A 15872-nucleotide genomic window follows, 5' to 3' on the forward strand; every position below is an offset into this window, starting at 1 on the left:
CGCGCCCTTCTCCCTCAACGGCCGGTCGGGGCCCCGTCCTTCGCGTTCCCGATCCGGTCGAGCAACGAGGTGTACCGGGAGCGCCGGTCGGGGCGGGCGCGGGCGGCGGCCTTGCGGAGGGCGGGGACCGCCGCCGGGCCCAGTTCGACGAGCCCCTCGGCCGCCGCCCCGCGCACGACGGCGTGCGGATGGGCGAGCAGCCCCGTCACGGCGGGGGCCGCGGGCTCCCAGCCGGCGCGGCAGAGCGTACGGATAGCCATCCGCACCACGTCCGGGCGCGGGTCGTCCAGCAGCGACGCGGTGAGCCGCAGATGGGCCGGCCGGTCCAGCACCACCCGTGACGTCCGGTGCGCGCGCAGCCGGACCTCGGGCCGGGGATGGGTGATCAACTCGTCCAGCAGCTCGTGGAGTCGGCGGTCCGGTTCGGCGTCCGGGCCGGGGTGCTCGCCGGCCAGTTCGGTGAGGGCCCGGCAGATCTGCTCCGGGGTTCCGGCGCGGGCCAGGTCCAGCAGTTCCCGGCGGGACGGCGGGCGGGCGGGGTCGGCGGGTGCGGCAGTACCGCGTTCGCGCAGCGCCGCGAGCGCGGCCGCGTCCCGCCGCGCGGCGTCCGGACCGCGCAGCGGGCCCTCCACGAGCCGGAGCCGGTCCGCCAGTTCGTCGCGGCCCTCCGCGCGCAGGCGGCGGCAGGTCTCCGTCAGCGCGGGGGTGCGCAGCAGCGGCCGGCCGACGAGCAGGTCGAGGAAGCCCCAGGCCCCGGCGGCGAGCCGCTCGCCCAGTGCCTCGGCCAACGCGTCGGCGGGATGGGCGTGCAGCGCTCCGGCGATCTCCGCCCCGAGCCCTGCCGGGGCGTGTTCCCACCACTCCAGCAGCAGCGGTACCAGCGGTTCCCGCTCCGCCGGGCCGAGCCGGGCCGCCGCGCGGGCCACCAGCCCGGGCCGTACGCCGTCGCCGCGCAGTTCCGCCTCGTCGATCCCGGCCAGCGCGCGGGCCGGGTCGGCGCCGGGGGGCAGCTCCACGCGTCCGCGGAGATGGGCGCGGAGCACCGCCAGCCGGGCCTCGGGCTCGGGCCATCGCGCGAGTGCCCGTGCGGCGGTGTCCCTGTGGTCCGCCGCGTCCGAATCCAGCATGGTCAGCAGCCGTTCGTACTGGGCCGCCGAGCGGGGCTGGTCGAGGTCGTCGGCGCGGACGTGCCTCGGGGGCGGCGTCGCGCGGTCGGCCCCGGGGGCGGCGCACGGCGGTGCGTCGAGCGGCTGGAGAAAGGCCATCCAGTCGAGCAGTGCCTCCCGCACCGCCGGGTCGTCGGCGCCCCGGTACGCCTCGATCAGCGCGTTCAGCCGGTCCTGCGAGGGGACCGTGCCGTCGTCCCGGCCGCGGAGCTCCGCCGGACCGTCCGGGGTGCGCACCGCCGCCTCCAGGGTCGCCCGCCAGGCCCGGGTCCCGGCGGGGAGGGGGGCCGTGCCGGGTTCCGGAACGGTGAACGCCTCGCGCAGCACGGCGGTTTCGGCCCGCCACGGGTCGGCGCCGAGCCGGGCGCCCGCGAGCGCCCGGTCGAGGTCGGCGCGGACCGGCACCGCGCCGAGGCGGCGCAGCAGCGTCAGCGTGGACCGGTGCGGTGCGGCGGGGGCGGGGCGCAGGGCCCGCACCGAGGCGATGGCGGACGGCCTCCGGGCGGCCGTCGTCATCGGCGCGGCCTCCTCCAGTACGGCGATCAGGTCGTGGCGGTCCTCGTCCCGGGCGTCGGCGAGCGCGTCGAGCAGCACCCCGGCGGACCGGGCGAGGACGGCGAGTTCCCCGGCGGACCAGGTACGGGCGGCGGACTCCCCGGTGGGCCGGACACGGGCGACAGGCTCCCCGGCGGGCCGGGTAGGAGCGGCGGGCTCCCCGGCGGACCAGGTACGGGCGACAGGCTCCCCGGTGGGCCGGGACGTGGCGCAGATCCTCAGCGCGAACCGGATCACCTTCCTCCGGTGCGCGGGCCGGGAGCCGGCCAGGCGGAGCCAGTGGTCCAGCATCGGCCGCAGTTCGTCCGCCCGGCCGGGGCGCAACGGCCCGTCCCGGTCGGCGATCCGCAGGGCGAGCGAGGGGTTCCAGCCCCCGGCCACCAGTGCCGCCACGTCCCGGTCCGCTTCCAGGTCCGCCGCGTCGGCCGCCGGTGGCCGTCCGGCGTCCGGTGCGGCGATCCCGTGCCGGGCCAGGGCGGGTGCGAGGGCGTCCACGTCCCCGGAGGCCGCCGCGACCCGGCCCGACGCCACCAGGGCGAGCAGTTCGGCGGCCACCGGGGACCGCTGCTCCTCCAGCGCGAGGATCGCGCGCACGGTGAGGGCGCCGTCGAGGCCCGCCAGCAGCAGTTCGCGGGAACGGGCGTCGCGGCCGTGCTCGGCGGCGGCCAGCAGCGTGGCCGCGCGGGCGTCGCCCAGGATCGTGCGCAGGGCCGCGAGGAGTGCGGTGCGCAGTCCGGGGTTGTCGTCGTGTCCGAGCCGGAACAGCAGCTTCGGGAGCGCCGCGGGGGTGCCCGCGCGGACCAGTGCCTCGGCCGCGGTCTTCCTGATGTTCATGTTGGGGTGGTCGAGGCACGCGGCGATCGCGGTGCTCGCCCAGTGGGCGCGGGCGTGCCCCAGGGCGTGCAGGGCCTGGCGCACGGTCTGGATGTCCCGGGCGGTGGTCAGCGCGGTCAGCGAGGCCGACAGCGCCTGCGCGTCCTCGCCTGTGGCGTCGCGGGCGAGGAGGGCGATGACGTGCTTGCGCACGTGCCGGTCCCGGTGGCGCAGCATCCGGTGCACCCGGGCCCGGGTGCCCGCCCAGGGGGCCCTGAGCAGTGCTTCGAGGAGGATCGCCCGTTCGGCGTCGGACAGTCCGGGCCGGTCCAGCAGGTCCAGTGCCGTGGTGGCGACGAGGGCGTGACCGGCCTCCCGCACGTCCGCGGCGCCGAGCAGGCAGACCGGTCTGATCGCGCCCCGCCCGTGGAGCCTGCCGCCCAGGGCGGCCACGGCGTCCAGCACCTCCTGCGGCACCACGGGCTCACCGGCCGGCTGCCCGTGCTCCCCGGTGCGGGCGGGGGCGTCCGGGCGCCATGACGCCGCCCGGTCGGCCACGACGCGCAGCAGCAGGTCGGCGATGGCCGGGAGGGTGGCGGCGGTGCCGTGGGCGGCCAGCCCGCACAGCGCCGCCACCGGTTCGTCCGGGTCCGGGTGGGAACTCAGCAGGGCCAGTTCCCGCTCGTCGGGGCCGCCGAGTCCGGCCGCGACGCGGGGCGGCAGGCCGCGGGGGTCCAGTCGGGTGAGGAGGTCGTGGCGCGCTTCCGGGTCGTCGGTGAGCTGCCAGAGGATTTCGAGGGCGCGGTCGCGCACGGCGCGCAGATGGGGTGCGATCCCGTCCGGGGCCGGGGGGTCCTCCACGATTCCCAGCCCGTCCCGCAGGGCCCGTACGGTGCGGGGCCCGCCGATCGCCTCCAGGGTCTCCAGGGCCGCGGCCGGTGCCGAGGGGAGCAGGGCGAGCACGGCCTCCTCGGCGGCCTCGTGGCGCAGTTCGCGGATCGCGTCGAGGAACGGCGCGGGGGCGGGGGCGGACGGGAGCAGCCGGGTGATCGCGTCCCCGACCGGCAGGTCGTCGGCCCCCTGCCCGGCCAGGGCCACCAGCAGGGCGAGCCGCCTGGGCCAGTCCGGGGCGTCGGCCGCCGCCTCCACCAGCACCCGGAACGCCTCCTTCCGGGTGGTGAAGAGGACGGTCGCCACCTCGCGGGGCGGGATCGAGTGGTCGGCCAGGGCGAGGCCGACGACGGCCGGGACGTCCGGGTCCCGCGGGAAGTGTCCGCGCCGGTGAAGGCCGCGCAGGCAGGTCACCGCGGGTCCGCCGAGGAGCAGGGGGTCGCGCGCGGCGAGGGCCGTCAGCGCGCCGATGTCGTCGCGGTCCGCCAGGTCGCCGAGCAGTTCCATGGCGCGCCGACGGAGGACCGGCGGGAGGCCGGGGTCCTCGACGGCCTCCCGCAGCAGGTCGCGGTGGCCGTGGCGGGCGGCGGCCGCGAGGGCTGCCTCGGCGGCCTCGGGCCGCTCCCGTACGGAGTCCCCCTCGGGTCCGTCCCCCGTTCCGGTGGTGAGGAACGGGGCGAGGCGCCCCCGGGGCAGCGGTTCCGTCGCCGCCCACGGTTCGGCGAGCTCGGTCAGCGCGTCGACGACGACCCGGGGGTCGTCGGTGCCGAGCAGGCCGGTCAGGCGGGCCCGGGCCGGGGCCGGGGCCAGCAGTCCGGCGTGCAGGCCCTGCCGGACCAGCCGGACCGCCTCGGCCCGCAGGACCGGATCGGCGGCGGCCGCCAGCTCGTCCACGAGCCGTGCCGGGTGGTGCGCGGCGGTGATGTCCGTCTCCCGCACGGCCCGGTGGAGGAGTTCGCCGGGCGCCTCGTCGCGGAGCACGGCGGGGTCGTGCAGGAGGTCGGCGCGCAGCCAGGCGGTCCGTACCCGGTCCGGCAGCGCCCCGGCCGTGCGCCAGGACGGCCGGGGGTGCCCGCGGAGGTGGGGGGCGAGCCGCTCGTACAGCCCCGCCAGGAGGAGATCCGCCTCCGGCGGGCCCATGAGCTCCTTCGGCAGCAGCGCGGCGAGTTCGGCCCGTTCCCCGTCGTCGGCCGGGCCGCAGGCGGCGAGCCGCTCGTCGAGCAGGACCAGTCCCAGGTGGCGCCGGGCGGGGTCCTCGTGCCGGATCAGCCGCCCCAGGGCGTCCGGCGGGCAGTCCCGTGCGTCCGGGAGCCCGGACAGCGGGCCGGTACCGGCCCGGTCCACGGCGTCGTGGAGGTGCGTGTCGGCCGGTTTCCGCATCGTCGGATGCTAGCCGGGGCGTTCCGGCCCCCACCAACGGGATTCGGTCCCGGTCCCCGGACGCGCCCCGCCCGGCGGGCGCTCAGTAGCCGCCGGACCCCACGTGGTCCGTCAGCGCCAGCTCACGGGCGAAGGCGCGCACCCGCAGCAGGCACCGGGCGGCGAGGCGGACGGACCGGCGGTGGTGCGGGCCGTAGGCCGCGCTCCAGAGTGCCGGGACACGCACGGACGGCTGGATGTGGGTCATGCGTCCAGCCTCGCCCCGCGGCCGCGATCGGTCCAACAGATGGATCAGCTGGCTGCCATCGATAACGTGGATGGATGGAGATACGCCAACTCCGCCACTTCATGGCGGTGGTCACGCACGGCGGTTTCACCGCCGCCGCACGGGCCGAGCTGATCGTGCAGTCCGCGCTGAGCACCTCCGTGCGCAACCTCGAACGGGAGCTGGGCGCCGAGCTGTTCGACCGGACCGGCCGACGGGTGGTGCTCACCGAGGCGGGCCGGGCGCTGCTGCCCGCGGCCCGGTCGGTGCTGGCCGGGACCCGGGCCGCGCGGGAGGCCGTGGCGGCCGTGTCGGGGCTGACGACCGGCCGGTTGCGGATCGGCACGATCCAGACCCTGACCTGCGTGGATCTGGCGGCCGAGCTGGCCTCGTACCACCGGTCGTGGCCGGGGGTGCAGATCTCGTTGCGCGAGGCGACGACGCCGGAGCTGGTCGCGGGGCTCCGGGCCGGTGAGCTGGACCTCGCCTATCTCGCGCCGGACGCGGCCGAACTCCCCGACGGCATCGCCGGGTTCGCGACCTGGCACGAGGACCTGGTGCTGATCACCGCGCCGGGCCACCGGCTGGCGACCGCCGGACGCACCCTGATCAAGGACCTCGCCGACGAGCCGTTCGTGGACTTCCGCGCGGGCACCGGTCTGGAGACGGCGGTGCGGCGGCTGGCCGCGCACTGCGGCCTGGAGCGCCGGATCACCTGCGACGTCACCCAGATCCGGCTGCTCGTCGACCTCGTGCGGGCCGGCATCGGGGTGGCGATCGTGCCGCGGCGGATCGGGGAGGACGCGGGGCTGCCGTGCGTGAGCATCCGCCAGCCGGAGCCCGGCCGGACGGTGGTCCTCGCGGGGCGGGCGCCCCGGCCCCGCAATCCGGCCGCGGAGGCCCTCCTGGACCGGCTGACCGGCCCGGACCAGGAACGGGGCCGTGCGCGAACCCCCAGCGCGACGTCCGTTTTCCGCCGGTACGGGGACGCGGCGGTGCCGATGCTGGAGCCATGACGACGCTCCACGACACGACGACATTCCACGAGACGCGGGCCATCGCCCCCGACGTACTGAAGCAGCTGCGCGAGCGGGACGACGCCGGTGTCGCCCGCCGCCCCGTCACCGACCCCGAGGGCGGCGCCCCGCTCCGCTGCTGCCTGCGGCGCAGCGCGGCCGGTGAGCGGATCGTCCTGGTCTCGTACGCGCCGCTGCGCCGCTGGGCGGCCGGGACGGGGGCCGAGCCCGGCCCGTACGACGAGTGCGGTCCCGTCTTCATCCATGCCGAGGAGTGCCCGGGGCACACCGCCGGGCCCGGTTATCCGGCCACGATGCACGGCGCCCGCCGGGTGCTGCGCGCCTACGACGCCCGGGGGCACATCCTCGGGGGGACGCTGGTGGAGATCCCCGTGGAGCGGGCCGCCGAGGTGGACGACGTGCTGAGCGGTGTCCTCGCCGACCCGGCGGTGGCGCTGGTGCACGTACGGGCGGTGGAGTTCGGCTGCTTCATGGCCGAGGTACGCCGCCGGTAGCCGGGCGGGGCCGCGCCCCGGCCGCCGCCGAGGTCAGGGGCGCAGCGCGCGCAGCAGCAGGTCGGCCAGGTGGTCGGCGACCTCCTGGCGGCCCAGCGGGCCGTCGGGCCGGTACCAGGTGGACAGGTGGTGGATCGAGCCGAAGTGGTAGTCGACGACGAGGTCCGCGGGGGTGGCCGTGGAGAACACCCCGCTGCGCTGGCCCTCCTCCACCAGGGCCCGGAAGCGCTCGTGGTAGCGGCGCCGCTCCGCCCGTACCTGCTTGTTCTTCTCCGGGCTCAGGTGGTGCATGGAACGGAAGAAGATCGAGGCGTCGTCGAGGTTCTCGATGGTGGTGACGACCACGTCGGCGGCGGCGTCGCGCAGCCGCTGCTCGACGGGGGCGTCGGCGTCGGCGAAGGCGTCGAGGCGCTCCTGCTGGAGCCGGAGCACCCGGGAGTAGACCTCCTGGAGGAGGTCCTCCTTGGAACCGAAGTAGTGGTAGAGCGCGCCCTTGGTGACGCCCGCGGCCTCGACGATCTCCTGGACCGAGGTGCGGTCGTAGCCGCGCTCGGCGAAGAGCCGGGTGGCGGCGGCCAGCAGTCGCTGGGGGACGGGAGCGGTGTCCTCGTCCGTCGCCTTGGTCATTGCCGCCGCCTTCCTTCCGTGCCGTGCCCGATCGATCCCTGCGGGTTCCCTCCCGTGCCCGGGCGAACCGGGTCTACCGGGTCTACCGGGTCTACCGGGTCTACCGGGGGGAACGCAGTTCCCGCCTGAGGATCTTCCCACTCGCCGTCTTCGGCAGCTCGGCCAGGATCTCCACCTCGCGCGGGTACTTGTACGCGGCGAGCCGTTCCCGGCAGTACGCGCTCAGCTCCTCGGGTCCGGCCGAGGCGCCGGGCCGGAGGCTGACGCAGGCGCGGACGGTCTCGCCCCGGTAGGGGTCGGGGACGCCGACGACGGCCGCCTCCCGGACCGCCGGGTGGGTGTACAGGACGTCCTCCACCTCGCGCGGCCAGACCTTGAAGCCGGAGGCGTTGATCATGTCCTTCTTGCGGTCGACGACGTAGAGCCAGCCCGCGCCGTCCATGAAGCCGACGTCCCCGGTGCGCAGTTCGCCGTCGGGGAAGGCGGCGGCGGTGGCCTCGGGCATGCGCCAGTAGCCGGAGACGACCTGTGGGCCGCGGACGGCGATCTCGCCCTGTTCGCCGAGGGGGACCTCCGCGCCGTTCTCGTCGAGGATCCTGACCACCGTGTCGGGGCCGGGGACGCCGACCGAGAGCGTGCCGGAGGCCGGGTCGACGGGTGCCTCCCGCTCCGGGGGCACGGAGGCGCAGGGGGCGGTGCACTCGGTGAGACCGTAGCCGTTGCGGATGTACGGGCCGAAGCCCGCCCGGAACTTCTCGACGAGCGCGGGCGGCAGCGGTGCGCCGCCGGAGGAGATCACCGCGAAGGAGGCGAAGTGGTCGGGGGTGGCGTCGGGGTGGGCGGCCAGGGCCATGAAGGCGGTCGAGGGGCCCACGGTGTAGGCGGGGCGGTGCTCGGCGAAGGCTTCGAGCACGACGCCGGGGTGGAAGCGGTACGCGAGCACGAGGGTGCCCGCGTTGGTGAGGCAGGCGGCCAGCTGGCACACCATGCCGGTGATGTGGAAGAGCGGGGCGAGCGCGAAGTACGCGGAGCCCTCGGCGACGGGGTGCCCGGCGCGCTGCCGCTCGGCGTTGACCATGATGTTGCCGTGGGAGTTCAGGGCGCCCTTGGGGGTGCCGCTGGTCCCGGAGGTGTAGCTGATCAGGGCGGTGTCGGCGGAGGCGGGCCCGCGGCCCTCGGGGGCTTCGAGGCCCTGCCGGGCGACGGCGACCAGGTCGTCGGTGTCGTCGGGCACCGGCAGTCGCTCGAAGCCGAGCACGCGTTCGTCGTCGCGGGTCTGGAGGTCCGGCTCACTGGTGGTGAGGGCGATCCGTACGCCCGGGGCGCCGGCCGCGGTGTCCCGCAGGTACGCCTCCCAGGTCCGGTCCGCGCAGATCACCGCGGTGACCTCGGCGTCCTTCAGCACGTGGCCGACCTCGCCGGACTTGTACATGGGGTTGAGCGGGACGACGACGGCCCCGGCCTTCCAGGCGCCGAGCAGCGCGAGCACGAACTGCGGGGTGTTCTGGAGCATGATCGCGACCCGGTCGCCGGGGGCCAGGCCCGCGGCGGCGAGGTGGCCGGCCACCGAGTCGGAGAGCGCGTCGGTCTCGCGGTAGCTCAGGCGGCCGTCGAAGTAGGCGAGGGCGGTGCGGCCGGGGGCGCGTACGACGGACTCCCGGAAGGCGTGGACCAGGGTCTCGGCGGGGTGGACGGGGGCCCGCTGGGCCTCGCTGAGCAGGGGCAGCCAGGGCTTCGCCGCGTAGACGGACTCGCTCATGCGCGGGTCTCCTCCCACTTCCGCTGAAGGTGGTTCATGCCGCCGAGCCAGTGGTCGGTGTCCTCGGCGCGAGCCCGGTAGTACCCGGCGACCTCGGGGTGCGGCAGGACGAGGAAGCGGTCCTCGGCCATGGCGTCGAAGAGCGCGTCGGCGACCGCGGCGGGCTCGATGGCGCCGGGGGCGAGGACGAGTTCGCCCGCCGACCCGGCGGCGGCGAGCATGTCCGTGCGCACGCCCTGCGGGCAGATCGCGTGGACCTTGACACCGCGGTGGCGGTAGGTGAGGGAGAGCCATTCGGCGAAGGCGACGGCGCCGTGCTTGGTGACGCTGTACGGGGCGGCGCCGATCATCGTCAGCAGTCCGGCGGCGGAGGCGGTCGAGACGAACCGGCCGCTGCCGCGCTCCAGCCAGGCCGGCAGCAGGGCCCTGGCGGCGCGGACGTGGGCCATCACGTTGACGTCCCAGGCCGCGGCCCAGACCTCCTCGTCGGCCAGTACGTCGCCGGGCGAGGCGAGACCGGCGTTGGCGCAGTAGACGTCGATGGCGCCGTCGAGGGCGTCCCGGGCCTCGTCCACGATCCGCGAGGCGTCGCCGACGACGGCGACGGCGCCGATCTCCTCGGCCAGCGGCCCGATGCCGGCCGCGTCGAGGTCGTTGACCACGACCCGCGCGCCCTCCTCGGCGAACCGGCGGGCCAGCGCGGCGCCGATGCCGCCTCCGGCCCCCGTGACCACCACGCCCGCGCCCCGCACCGTGCCACCCATCGGTCCCGCCTCTCTCAGCCGATTCCACCGGCAGACTAACCAGTCGGTATGTCGAATCGGAAGGGGTGGGCGCGACCGGGCGGAGCGGTGGACGCGTCGGGACGGAAGGGCGGAGGAGGCGACGTGCCGGGACCGGCGGGGCCGACGGGACCGGCACCGTCCGGCGGGCACACCCGTCACACCCGTCACGTCCGGCTCATTCCGTACGGCCTGAACGCGCGCTAGCGTGCGTGACCATGACAGAGGTCGCGATCATGGAGGTAGCCGAATGAGCCTGTCCAGACGTGGTTTGCTGGCCGCCGGCGGTGCGGTGGGAGCGCTCGCGGCGACGGCCGCCGGAACCGGGGCCGCGAACGCCGCCCCCGCGTCGGGCCGGGGGCGCGGCCGGGTCCGCACCGGTTTCGACCGGCTGGCGGCGGACGGCTACTCCCTGCTGAGGGGCGAGAAGGTCGGGATCGTCACCAACCCGACCGGGATCACCTCCGACGTGCGGCACATCGTCGACGTGATGCACCCGGACGACCGGGTGGACCTGATCGCCGTCTTCGGCCCCGAGCACGGATTCCGCGGCACCGCCCAGGCCGGCGGCTCGGAGGGCCGGTACGACGACCCGGCGACCGGACTGCCGGTCTACGACACGTATCTGAAGAGCGGTCAGCCGCTCGCCGACGTCTTCACCGCGTCCGGCGTGGACACGGTGGTCTTCGACATCCAGGACGCGGGCGCCCGCTTCTACACCTACATCTGGACGCTGTACGACTGCATGGAGGCGGCGGCGCTCGCGGGCAAGCGGTTCGTCGTCCTGGACCGGCCGAACCCGGTGACCGGGCGGGCGGCGCTCGGGCCGGTGCTCGACCCGGCGTTCGGCACGTTCGTGGGCCGCCGGGAGATCGCGCAGGCGCACGGCATGACGGTCACCGAGCTGGCGCTGCTCTTCAACGCGGAGTTCTTCGCCGAGCGCCCGGTCGACCTGCGCGTCGTGAAGATGTCCGGCTGGCGGCGCTCGGACTTCTTCGACGGAACCGGGCTGCCGTGGGTGCCGCCGAGCCCCAACATGCCGACGCCCGACACCGCGCTCGTCTACTCGGGGACCTGCCTGTTCGAGGGCACCAACCTCTCCGAGGGGCGCGGCACCACCCGGCCGTTCGAACTGCTCGGCGCGGAGGGCGTCGACCACCGCTGGGCGGCGGCGGCGAACGCGCTCGACCTGCCCGGGGTCGCGTTCCGCGAGGCGTACTTCGCGCCGACGTTCTCCAAGTTCCAGGGCAAGACGGTCGGCGGCGTGCAGCTGCACGTCCAGGACCGCGAGGTCTTCGATCCGGTGCGCACCGGGATCGCGCTGCTGGTGACGGCGAAGCAGACGTGGAGCGGGTTCGCCTGGCGTGCCGACAACTGGATCGACAAGCTCACCGGCAACACCCGGGTCCGCACGATGATCGACGCGGGGGCGGACACGGACGAGGTCGTGGGCGCGTGGCAGGCCGACCTGGCGGCCTTCCGCACCGTACGGAAGTCGTACCTGCTGTACCGCTGAGAGGGCGCCGCCGAGGGGAGTACGCCCCCTCCCGTGCACGGGTGCTGCCCCCCGCACGGGAGGGGTGCTGTCCGTCTGTCCCGCGCCGGGGCGGGCCGGAAGGGTGGTGGGCATGGAACTGCGCACACGACACCGCCTTCCGCTGCTCGGTCTGCTCACCGCCCTCTGCCTGGGGTCCCTGGCCCCGGTGGCGGGGGCCGGGCCGCGCACCACCTCACCCGCACCCGACCCGGCCCGTGAACTCGCCCGCACCGCACAGCCGTTGAATGATCTGCGCCCGCTGGAGCGGATGGTCGGCGACGCGAAGGTGGTGGGCGTCGGCGAGGCCACCCACAGCTCGTCGGAGTTCTTCAGGAACAAGCACCGGATGTTCGAGCACCTCGTCGAGGAGAAGGGGTTCACCACCTTCTCCCTGGAGACCAGTTGGGGCGGCGGGCTGCTGATCGACGCGTACGTGCAGACCGGCGAGGGCGACCCCGCGAAGATCATGCGGGACGCTCTGGACACTCCGTTCTGGAACAACCAGGAGTACCTGGACCTCATCCGGTGGATGCGGCGGCACAACGTCCGCCACCCGGACCACCGGGTGCACTTCATGGGCAACGACCTCGGCTTCGCGGACCCCTCGCTCTTCGACCGGGTCGAGCGCTACGTGGCCGAGCACCACCCGGCGCTGCTCCCCCGCTTCAAGGAGCTGTACCGGACGTCGCGGCCGAACGCGCCCACCGCCGAGTGGATGAAGCGGTACCTGGAGAAGCCGAGGCCCGAGCGGCAGCGGATGTCGGCGGACGTGAACCGCGCGCTGGCGCTGCTGGAGGGCCGACGGCCCGCGAAGCCCGACAAGGCGGCCAGGGGCGACAGGAGCGCCGAGGAGCGCGCCTGGGCCGTGCAGAACGCGCGGGCCATCGCCCAGGTCGGCACCCTGCACGCGTTCGATCTCGGCGAGGAGCACGTCCACGAGGCCATGCTGTACCGCGACCGGACCATGGCGGAGAACACGGTGTGGTGGCAGCGCAGGACCGGCGACCGGATGCTCCTGTCCGCGCACAACGGCCACATCGGCTACGAGACCACCGACCCGGCCCACTACCCGAGGCTCCAGGGCGAGTTCCTGCGGGACCTGCTCGGCAAGGAGTACGTGAGCGTCGGCACGACCTTCGGACGGGGCTCGTTCAACGCCAACGACACCGAGCGGCCGGGCGAGCCGATGCGGAAGTTCACGCTCGGCCCGCTGCCCGCCGACAGCAACGAGCACACCCTGGACCGGGTCTCCGAGCGCCCCTACTACCTGGACCTGCGCACGGCGACCGGGGCCGCGCGCGCCTGGCTGGGCGGCACCCGCACCTCGCGGTCGATCGGCACGGCCTACCCGTGGCCCGGCTCCGAGGCCCCGCACCGGCTGGGCACCATGTACGACGTCCTGGTCCACTTCCCCCGCGTCACGGCCGCGCACCTGCGCTGATCCCCGGCGGCACCGGGACGTCCGGGCCCGTGGCCGTCCCCCGCGTCCGGCGGGACGCCGGGCGCATCCGCCGGGGAGCCGACGCGGATCGTGGCGGCGGGCCGGATCGGCGCCGGGTGAGGAAGCGGCACGAGCGAGGGGCGGGGACCGCGGTCCCCGCCCCTCGCGATCCGTTCCCCGGTCCGTCTACCGGTGCGAGGGGAACTCCACCACCTGCTGGTAGGTCGGCCGGTTCTGCCAGTGGATGGCCTTCTGGGTGATCCCGCCCAGCGCCCGGTGGACGATCGAGTCCGAGCACCACTGCTCGCCCGCCTTGCAGCTGCCGTCCCCCGGGTAGACCTCCGTGGCCGGTTGCGCCACGGCCCGCTTCAGGGCCGCGAGCAGCACGTCGCGGCAGGCGGCCCGGTCCCCGTCGCCGCAGTACGTCCGGGCCAGCGGTCCCTCGACCTCCTGCCCAAGGACCTGGCGCAGGTCCTTGTCCACGAAGCCCCACCAGCCGTACTGGAACGCCGATCCGCTGTGCGCCCCGCTCGGGCCGTGGCCGGCCGCCGGGGACTCGTCGGTGGCGAGGTTGGCGGTCAGCGCCCCGTACAGCTCGCTGCCGAGCCCGGGGGTGAACTCCGCCTCGACCAGCTTCGGCCACCACGCGTCCATGATCCGGACCGCGTCGGCGTGGCCGTACGCGTGCGATCCCGGGCTGCTCTCCCGGCGCTGCGAGCCGGCCGCCCGCCAGGACTCCAGCTGCTGGACCGCGGCGTTCAGTTCCGGGTCGGTGACCGGCTGGGAGCGGATCACCTTCAGCAGTTCGGGCAGCAGCTGTTCACCGCGCAGGTCGGTGACCGCGGCCTCGGCCATGGCCCGGGTCAGGGACGCCCGGGTCACCCCGCCCTCCTCGACGAGCTTCGCCACCCGGTCGTCCAGCAGGTCCCCGCGGTGCACCGCGCCGAACCCGAAGCCCGCCGTGGCGTACCCCTCGGCCTGCCGGTTGTTCCAGGAGATGTAGTAGTCCTGGCCGCTGGAGTGCGGGTGCTCGGCGAACGCGGTGTACGCGGCGGTGTTGCCGGCCGGGTCGTACCCCTGCCACTCGTAGGCCCGCTCGGCCCGCACCGGCAGCGCCGGGTCGACGCCCGCCGCGCGCACCGGGTTCATGCCGCTGTTGTAGTAGGCGGCGGTGCGGGAGTCCGCGTAGAACCAGTTGAACGCGTAGTCGATGTTGCTCGCCGCCCGCTGGAAGGAGGCGGCGTCCTTGACGTAGTCCGGGTCGTTGAACATCTGGAAGCCGATGATCGAGTCGGCCTCGTGGCGGTAGGTGGTGCGCAGCGAGGTGTACGCGACGGGCTTGCCGTCGATGGTGGCGCGGTGGGTGACGATGCCGTAGTCCGTGCGCCGCACCTGCATCCGGTAGGAGCCCGCCGCCGTGGAGTCGGCGACGGTCGGCTTCCAGGAGTTGGTGTGCGACAGCGTCTCCATGGCGGTGCAGGTGCCCCGGTTCAGGTAGTGCGTGGACTCCTTGGTGGGCGTGGTGCCGTCGGGCTCGCACAGTTCGACGGCGTAGGTGTCGGTGATGTCCTGGCCGGCCGAGGTGGCGCTCCAGGCGTAGTCCTGGCCGCGGCCCATCTGGACGTACATGCCGACGCCGGCGAAGGAGACGCCGCGGGCGCTGATGCCGGGCCCCTGGAGTTCCTGGAGCATCATCAGCTGCGGGGCGAAGTAGCCGGTCTGCGGACCGAACACGGCGATCGGGTTGCCGCTCGCGGTGTGCTTCCCGGAGACCAGCAGGGCGTTGGACATGCCGCGCTTCTGGGCGCCGGGGCCCGATCCGGGCAGCGAGCCCTCGGGGATGACGCCGTCGTCGTAGATGCCCTGGGCCTTCTTGAGCCCGGCCGGTGCCTTGACGGGCGCCTTCCGGTCGGTGCCCGCGGAGCCGGTGCGGTCGTGGATGAGAGGTTCGGCCGTGACGGACCCGGCGTCGGGGAGCGCGGTGCCGCGCGCCTGGTCGGGCTTGCGGGCGTACGGGAACGAGGTGCCGTCGTGGACCGTCAGCACGGCCTCGGGATCCTCGCGCTGGCGGAACGACTCCCAGACCCTGGTGCCCTCGGCCACGCCGTACTTCTGCTGGGCGGCGAGCAGCGAGAGCGCCGCCTGCACCTCGCCGCCGCCCCCGCCGCCGAACTGGCCGCCGACCACGGAGGCGATGGAGATCAGGTCGGTCAGCTTGAACGGCTGGATCTCGCCGACGTTGGTGATGGCGTCGATCTTTCCGGTGAGAACGTACTCGCCCGGGAAGTAGCGGCCGTTCTTGGACTTCTCGCGGTACGCGTTGATGCCGTCGACATACGCCTGGGCGTCGGCCATGGCCTGTTCGCCGCGGGCGCCCTCGTGGGTCCTGATGTACTCGACCTGGGCTTCGAGGTCGGCCTCGGTGTACGGGGCCTGCGGCCAGAACTGCTGCTCCAGGCCCTGGTTGGCGAGTGCGCCGCCGGCGAACGAGGTCAGCTCGCCACGCCCGATGTGCCGGAAGAGGTCCATCAGCCACAACCGGTCCTGCCCGGCCGCGTACCCGGCCCCGAACTCGGTGCCGTAACGGGTGGTGCCCTTGATGTGCGGGACGCCGGACGCCTTGTCACGGGTGATCGTGACATCGTCGCGCGGCGAGGTGACGGACTCGACCTGGCCCTCGGGCACGCCGAACGAGGCGTCGTTGAAGAACTCGGTGAGCTTCTGGTCGGTGAGGCCGGTGTGTCCGGCCACCAGACCGTTGTAGCGGTCGAGTTGGTCGTCGCTGTGGGCGGGGTGCGTACCGAGCGTCTTGTTGCCGAGGATCTCGACGAGGGTGGCGTTGCCGTTCTCGCCGGGGGGCAGGATGTCGTCGCACTGTCCCCGGCAGTGGTCGGTGACGGGCGCGGGTTCCGCGGCGGCGGCGCCGGACTGCGGCGAGGCCGCGAGCAGAGCGGCGCCGAGGGCGAGGACCGCCGTGACGGTGGCGGCTCTGAGCTTGACGGTGCGTGGGGGCATGAGCGCTCCTCCAAGTGGCCTGTGGGCCGGAGGTTACTGGCGGTAGGCCACGCCGGTAAGATGAGTACCCGTCACATTTTCTGAATCATCACATGGCGCCGCCCCTCCCC

General features: G+C 74.8%; 10 protein-coding genes. 4 read left to right on the forward strand and 6 right to left on the reverse strand.

Going from position 1 to position 15872, the window contains the following annotated elements; genetic code table 11:
* Positions 1-14 precede the first annotated feature (14 nt).
* Both EAO76_RS05035 and EAO76_RS44350 read right to left on the reverse strand, forming a co-directional pair.
* On the reverse strand, positions 15-4805 hold the full coding sequence (locus EAO76_RS05035) for a HEAT repeat domain-containing protein (protein WP_148833737.1): 4791 nt from the start codon (positions 4803-4805) through the stop codon (positions 15-17).
* 82 nt (positions 4806-4887) lie between these two features.
* Positions 4888-5052: a hypothetical protein gene (locus tag EAO76_RS44350; protein WP_187438465.1), complete on the reverse strand. Its 165-nt coding sequence runs from the start codon at positions 5050-5052 to the stop codon at positions 4888-4890.
* Between the two features lie 74 nt (positions 5053-5126).
* On the opposite strand from EAO76_RS44350, the gene EAO76_RS05040 reads away from it, so the two are divergent.
* Both EAO76_RS05040 and EAO76_RS05045 read left to right on the forward strand, forming a co-directional pair.
* The gene (locus EAO76_RS05040) at positions 5127-6086 is read left to right on the forward strand and encodes a LysR family transcriptional regulator (RefSeq protein ID WP_262375277.1); all 960 of its coding nucleotides are present in this window, start codon (positions 5127-5129) and stop codon (positions 6084-6086) included.
* The gene (locus EAO76_RS05045; RefSeq protein WP_148833739.1) at positions 6083-6601 is read left to right on the forward strand and encodes a DUF1203 domain-containing protein; all 519 of its coding nucleotides are present in this window, start codon (positions 6083-6085) and stop codon (positions 6599-6601) included. The genes EAO76_RS05040 and EAO76_RS05045 overlap by 4 nt, the downstream gene beginning before the upstream one ends.
* A 33-nt stretch (positions 6602-6634) precedes the next feature.
* On the opposite strand, the gene EAO76_RS05050 is transcribed toward EAO76_RS05045, so the two are convergent.
* The 3 genes from EAO76_RS05050 to EAO76_RS05060 form a co-directional block, all read right to left on the reverse strand.
* Positions 6635-7228 carry a TetR/AcrR family transcriptional regulator gene (locus EAO76_RS05050; RefSeq protein WP_148833741.1) on the reverse strand — a complete coding sequence of 198 codons (594 nt, stop codon included), beginning with the start codon at positions 7226-7228 and terminating at the stop codon, positions 6635-6637.
* A gap of 100 nt (positions 7229-7328) precedes the next feature.
* Positions 7329-8987 (reverse strand): class I adenylate-forming enzyme family protein, encoded by a 1659-nt coding sequence (locus tag EAO76_RS05055; protein WP_148833743.1) that lies wholly within the window; start codon positions 8985-8987, stop codon positions 7329-7331.
* Positions 8984-9751: an SDR family oxidoreductase gene (locus EAO76_RS05060; RefSeq protein ID WP_148833745.1), complete on the reverse strand. Its 768-nt coding sequence runs from the start codon at positions 9749-9751 to the stop codon at positions 8984-8986. Before EAO76_RS05060 ends, EAO76_RS05055 begins: the two co-directional genes overlap by 4 nt.
* Before the next feature lie 268 nt (positions 9752-10019).
* Between EAO76_RS05060 and EAO76_RS05065 the strand changes: the two genes are divergently transcribed.
* Positions 10020-11285: an exo-beta-N-acetylmuramidase NamZ domain-containing protein gene (locus EAO76_RS05065; protein ID WP_148833747.1), complete on the forward strand. Its 1266-nt coding sequence runs from the start codon at positions 10020-10022 to the stop codon at positions 11283-11285.
* Between the two features lie 112 nt (positions 11286-11397).
* Positions 11398-12747 carry an erythromycin esterase family protein gene (locus EAO76_RS05070; protein WP_148833749.1) on the forward strand — a complete coding sequence of 450 codons (1350 nt, stop codon included), beginning with the start codon at positions 11398-11400 and terminating at the stop codon, positions 12745-12747.
* Between the two features lie 186 nt (positions 12748-12933).
* Here the strand turns inward: EAO76_RS05070 and EAO76_RS05075 are convergent, their stop codons facing one another.
* Entirely contained in the window at positions 12934-15762 is a 2829-nt protein-coding gene (locus EAO76_RS05075; RefSeq protein WP_148833751.1) for a penicillin acylase family protein, read from the reverse strand.
* Positions 15763-15872: the final 110 nt, after the last annotated feature.

This window comes from Streptomyces sp. sk2.1 (assembly GCF_008120935.1).
Taxonomy (GTDB): Bacteria; Actinomycetota; Actinomycetes; order Streptomycetales; family Streptomycetaceae; genus Streptomyces.

Excerpts from the sequence above, each read along its gene's own strand:
- EAO76_RS05060 (WP_148833745.1), bottom strand. The coding sequence starts at position 9,751 with ATGGGTGGCACGGTGCGGGGCGCGGGCGTGGTGGTCACGGGGGCCGGA.
- EAO76_RS05050 (WP_148833741.1), bottom strand. The coding sequence starts at position 7,228 with ATGACCAAGGCGACGGACGAGGACACCGCTCCCGTCCCCCAGCGACTG.
- EAO76_RS05040 (WP_262375277.1), top strand. The coding sequence starts at position 5,127 with ATGGAGATACGCCAACTCCGCCACTTCATGGCGGTGGTCACGCACGGC.
- EAO76_RS05035 (WP_148833737.1), bottom strand. The coding sequence starts at position 4,805 with ATGCGGAAACCGGCCGACACGCACCTCCACGACGCCGTGGACCGGGCC.
- EAO76_RS05075 (WP_148833751.1), bottom strand. The coding sequence starts at position 15,762 with ATGCCCCCACGCACCGTCAAGCTCAGAGCCGCCACCGTCACGGCGGTC.
- EAO76_RS05065 (WP_148833747.1), top strand. The coding sequence starts at position 10,020 with ATGAGCCTGTCCAGACGTGGTTTGCTGGCCGCCGGCGGTGCGGTGGGA.
- EAO76_RS05070 (WP_148833749.1), top strand. The coding sequence starts at position 11,398 with ATGGAACTGCGCACACGACACCGCCTTCCGCTGCTCGGTCTGCTCACC.
- EAO76_RS05055 (WP_148833743.1), bottom strand. The coding sequence starts at position 8,987 with ATGAGCGAGTCCGTCTACGCGGCGAAGCCCTGGCTGCCCCTGCTCAGC.
- EAO76_RS44350 (WP_187438465.1), bottom strand. The coding sequence starts at position 5,052 with ATGACCCACATCCAGCCGTCCGTGCGTGTCCCGGCACTCTGGAGCGCG.
- EAO76_RS05045 (WP_148833739.1), top strand. The coding sequence starts at position 6,083 with ATGACGACGCTCCACGACACGACGACATTCCACGAGACGCGGGCCATC.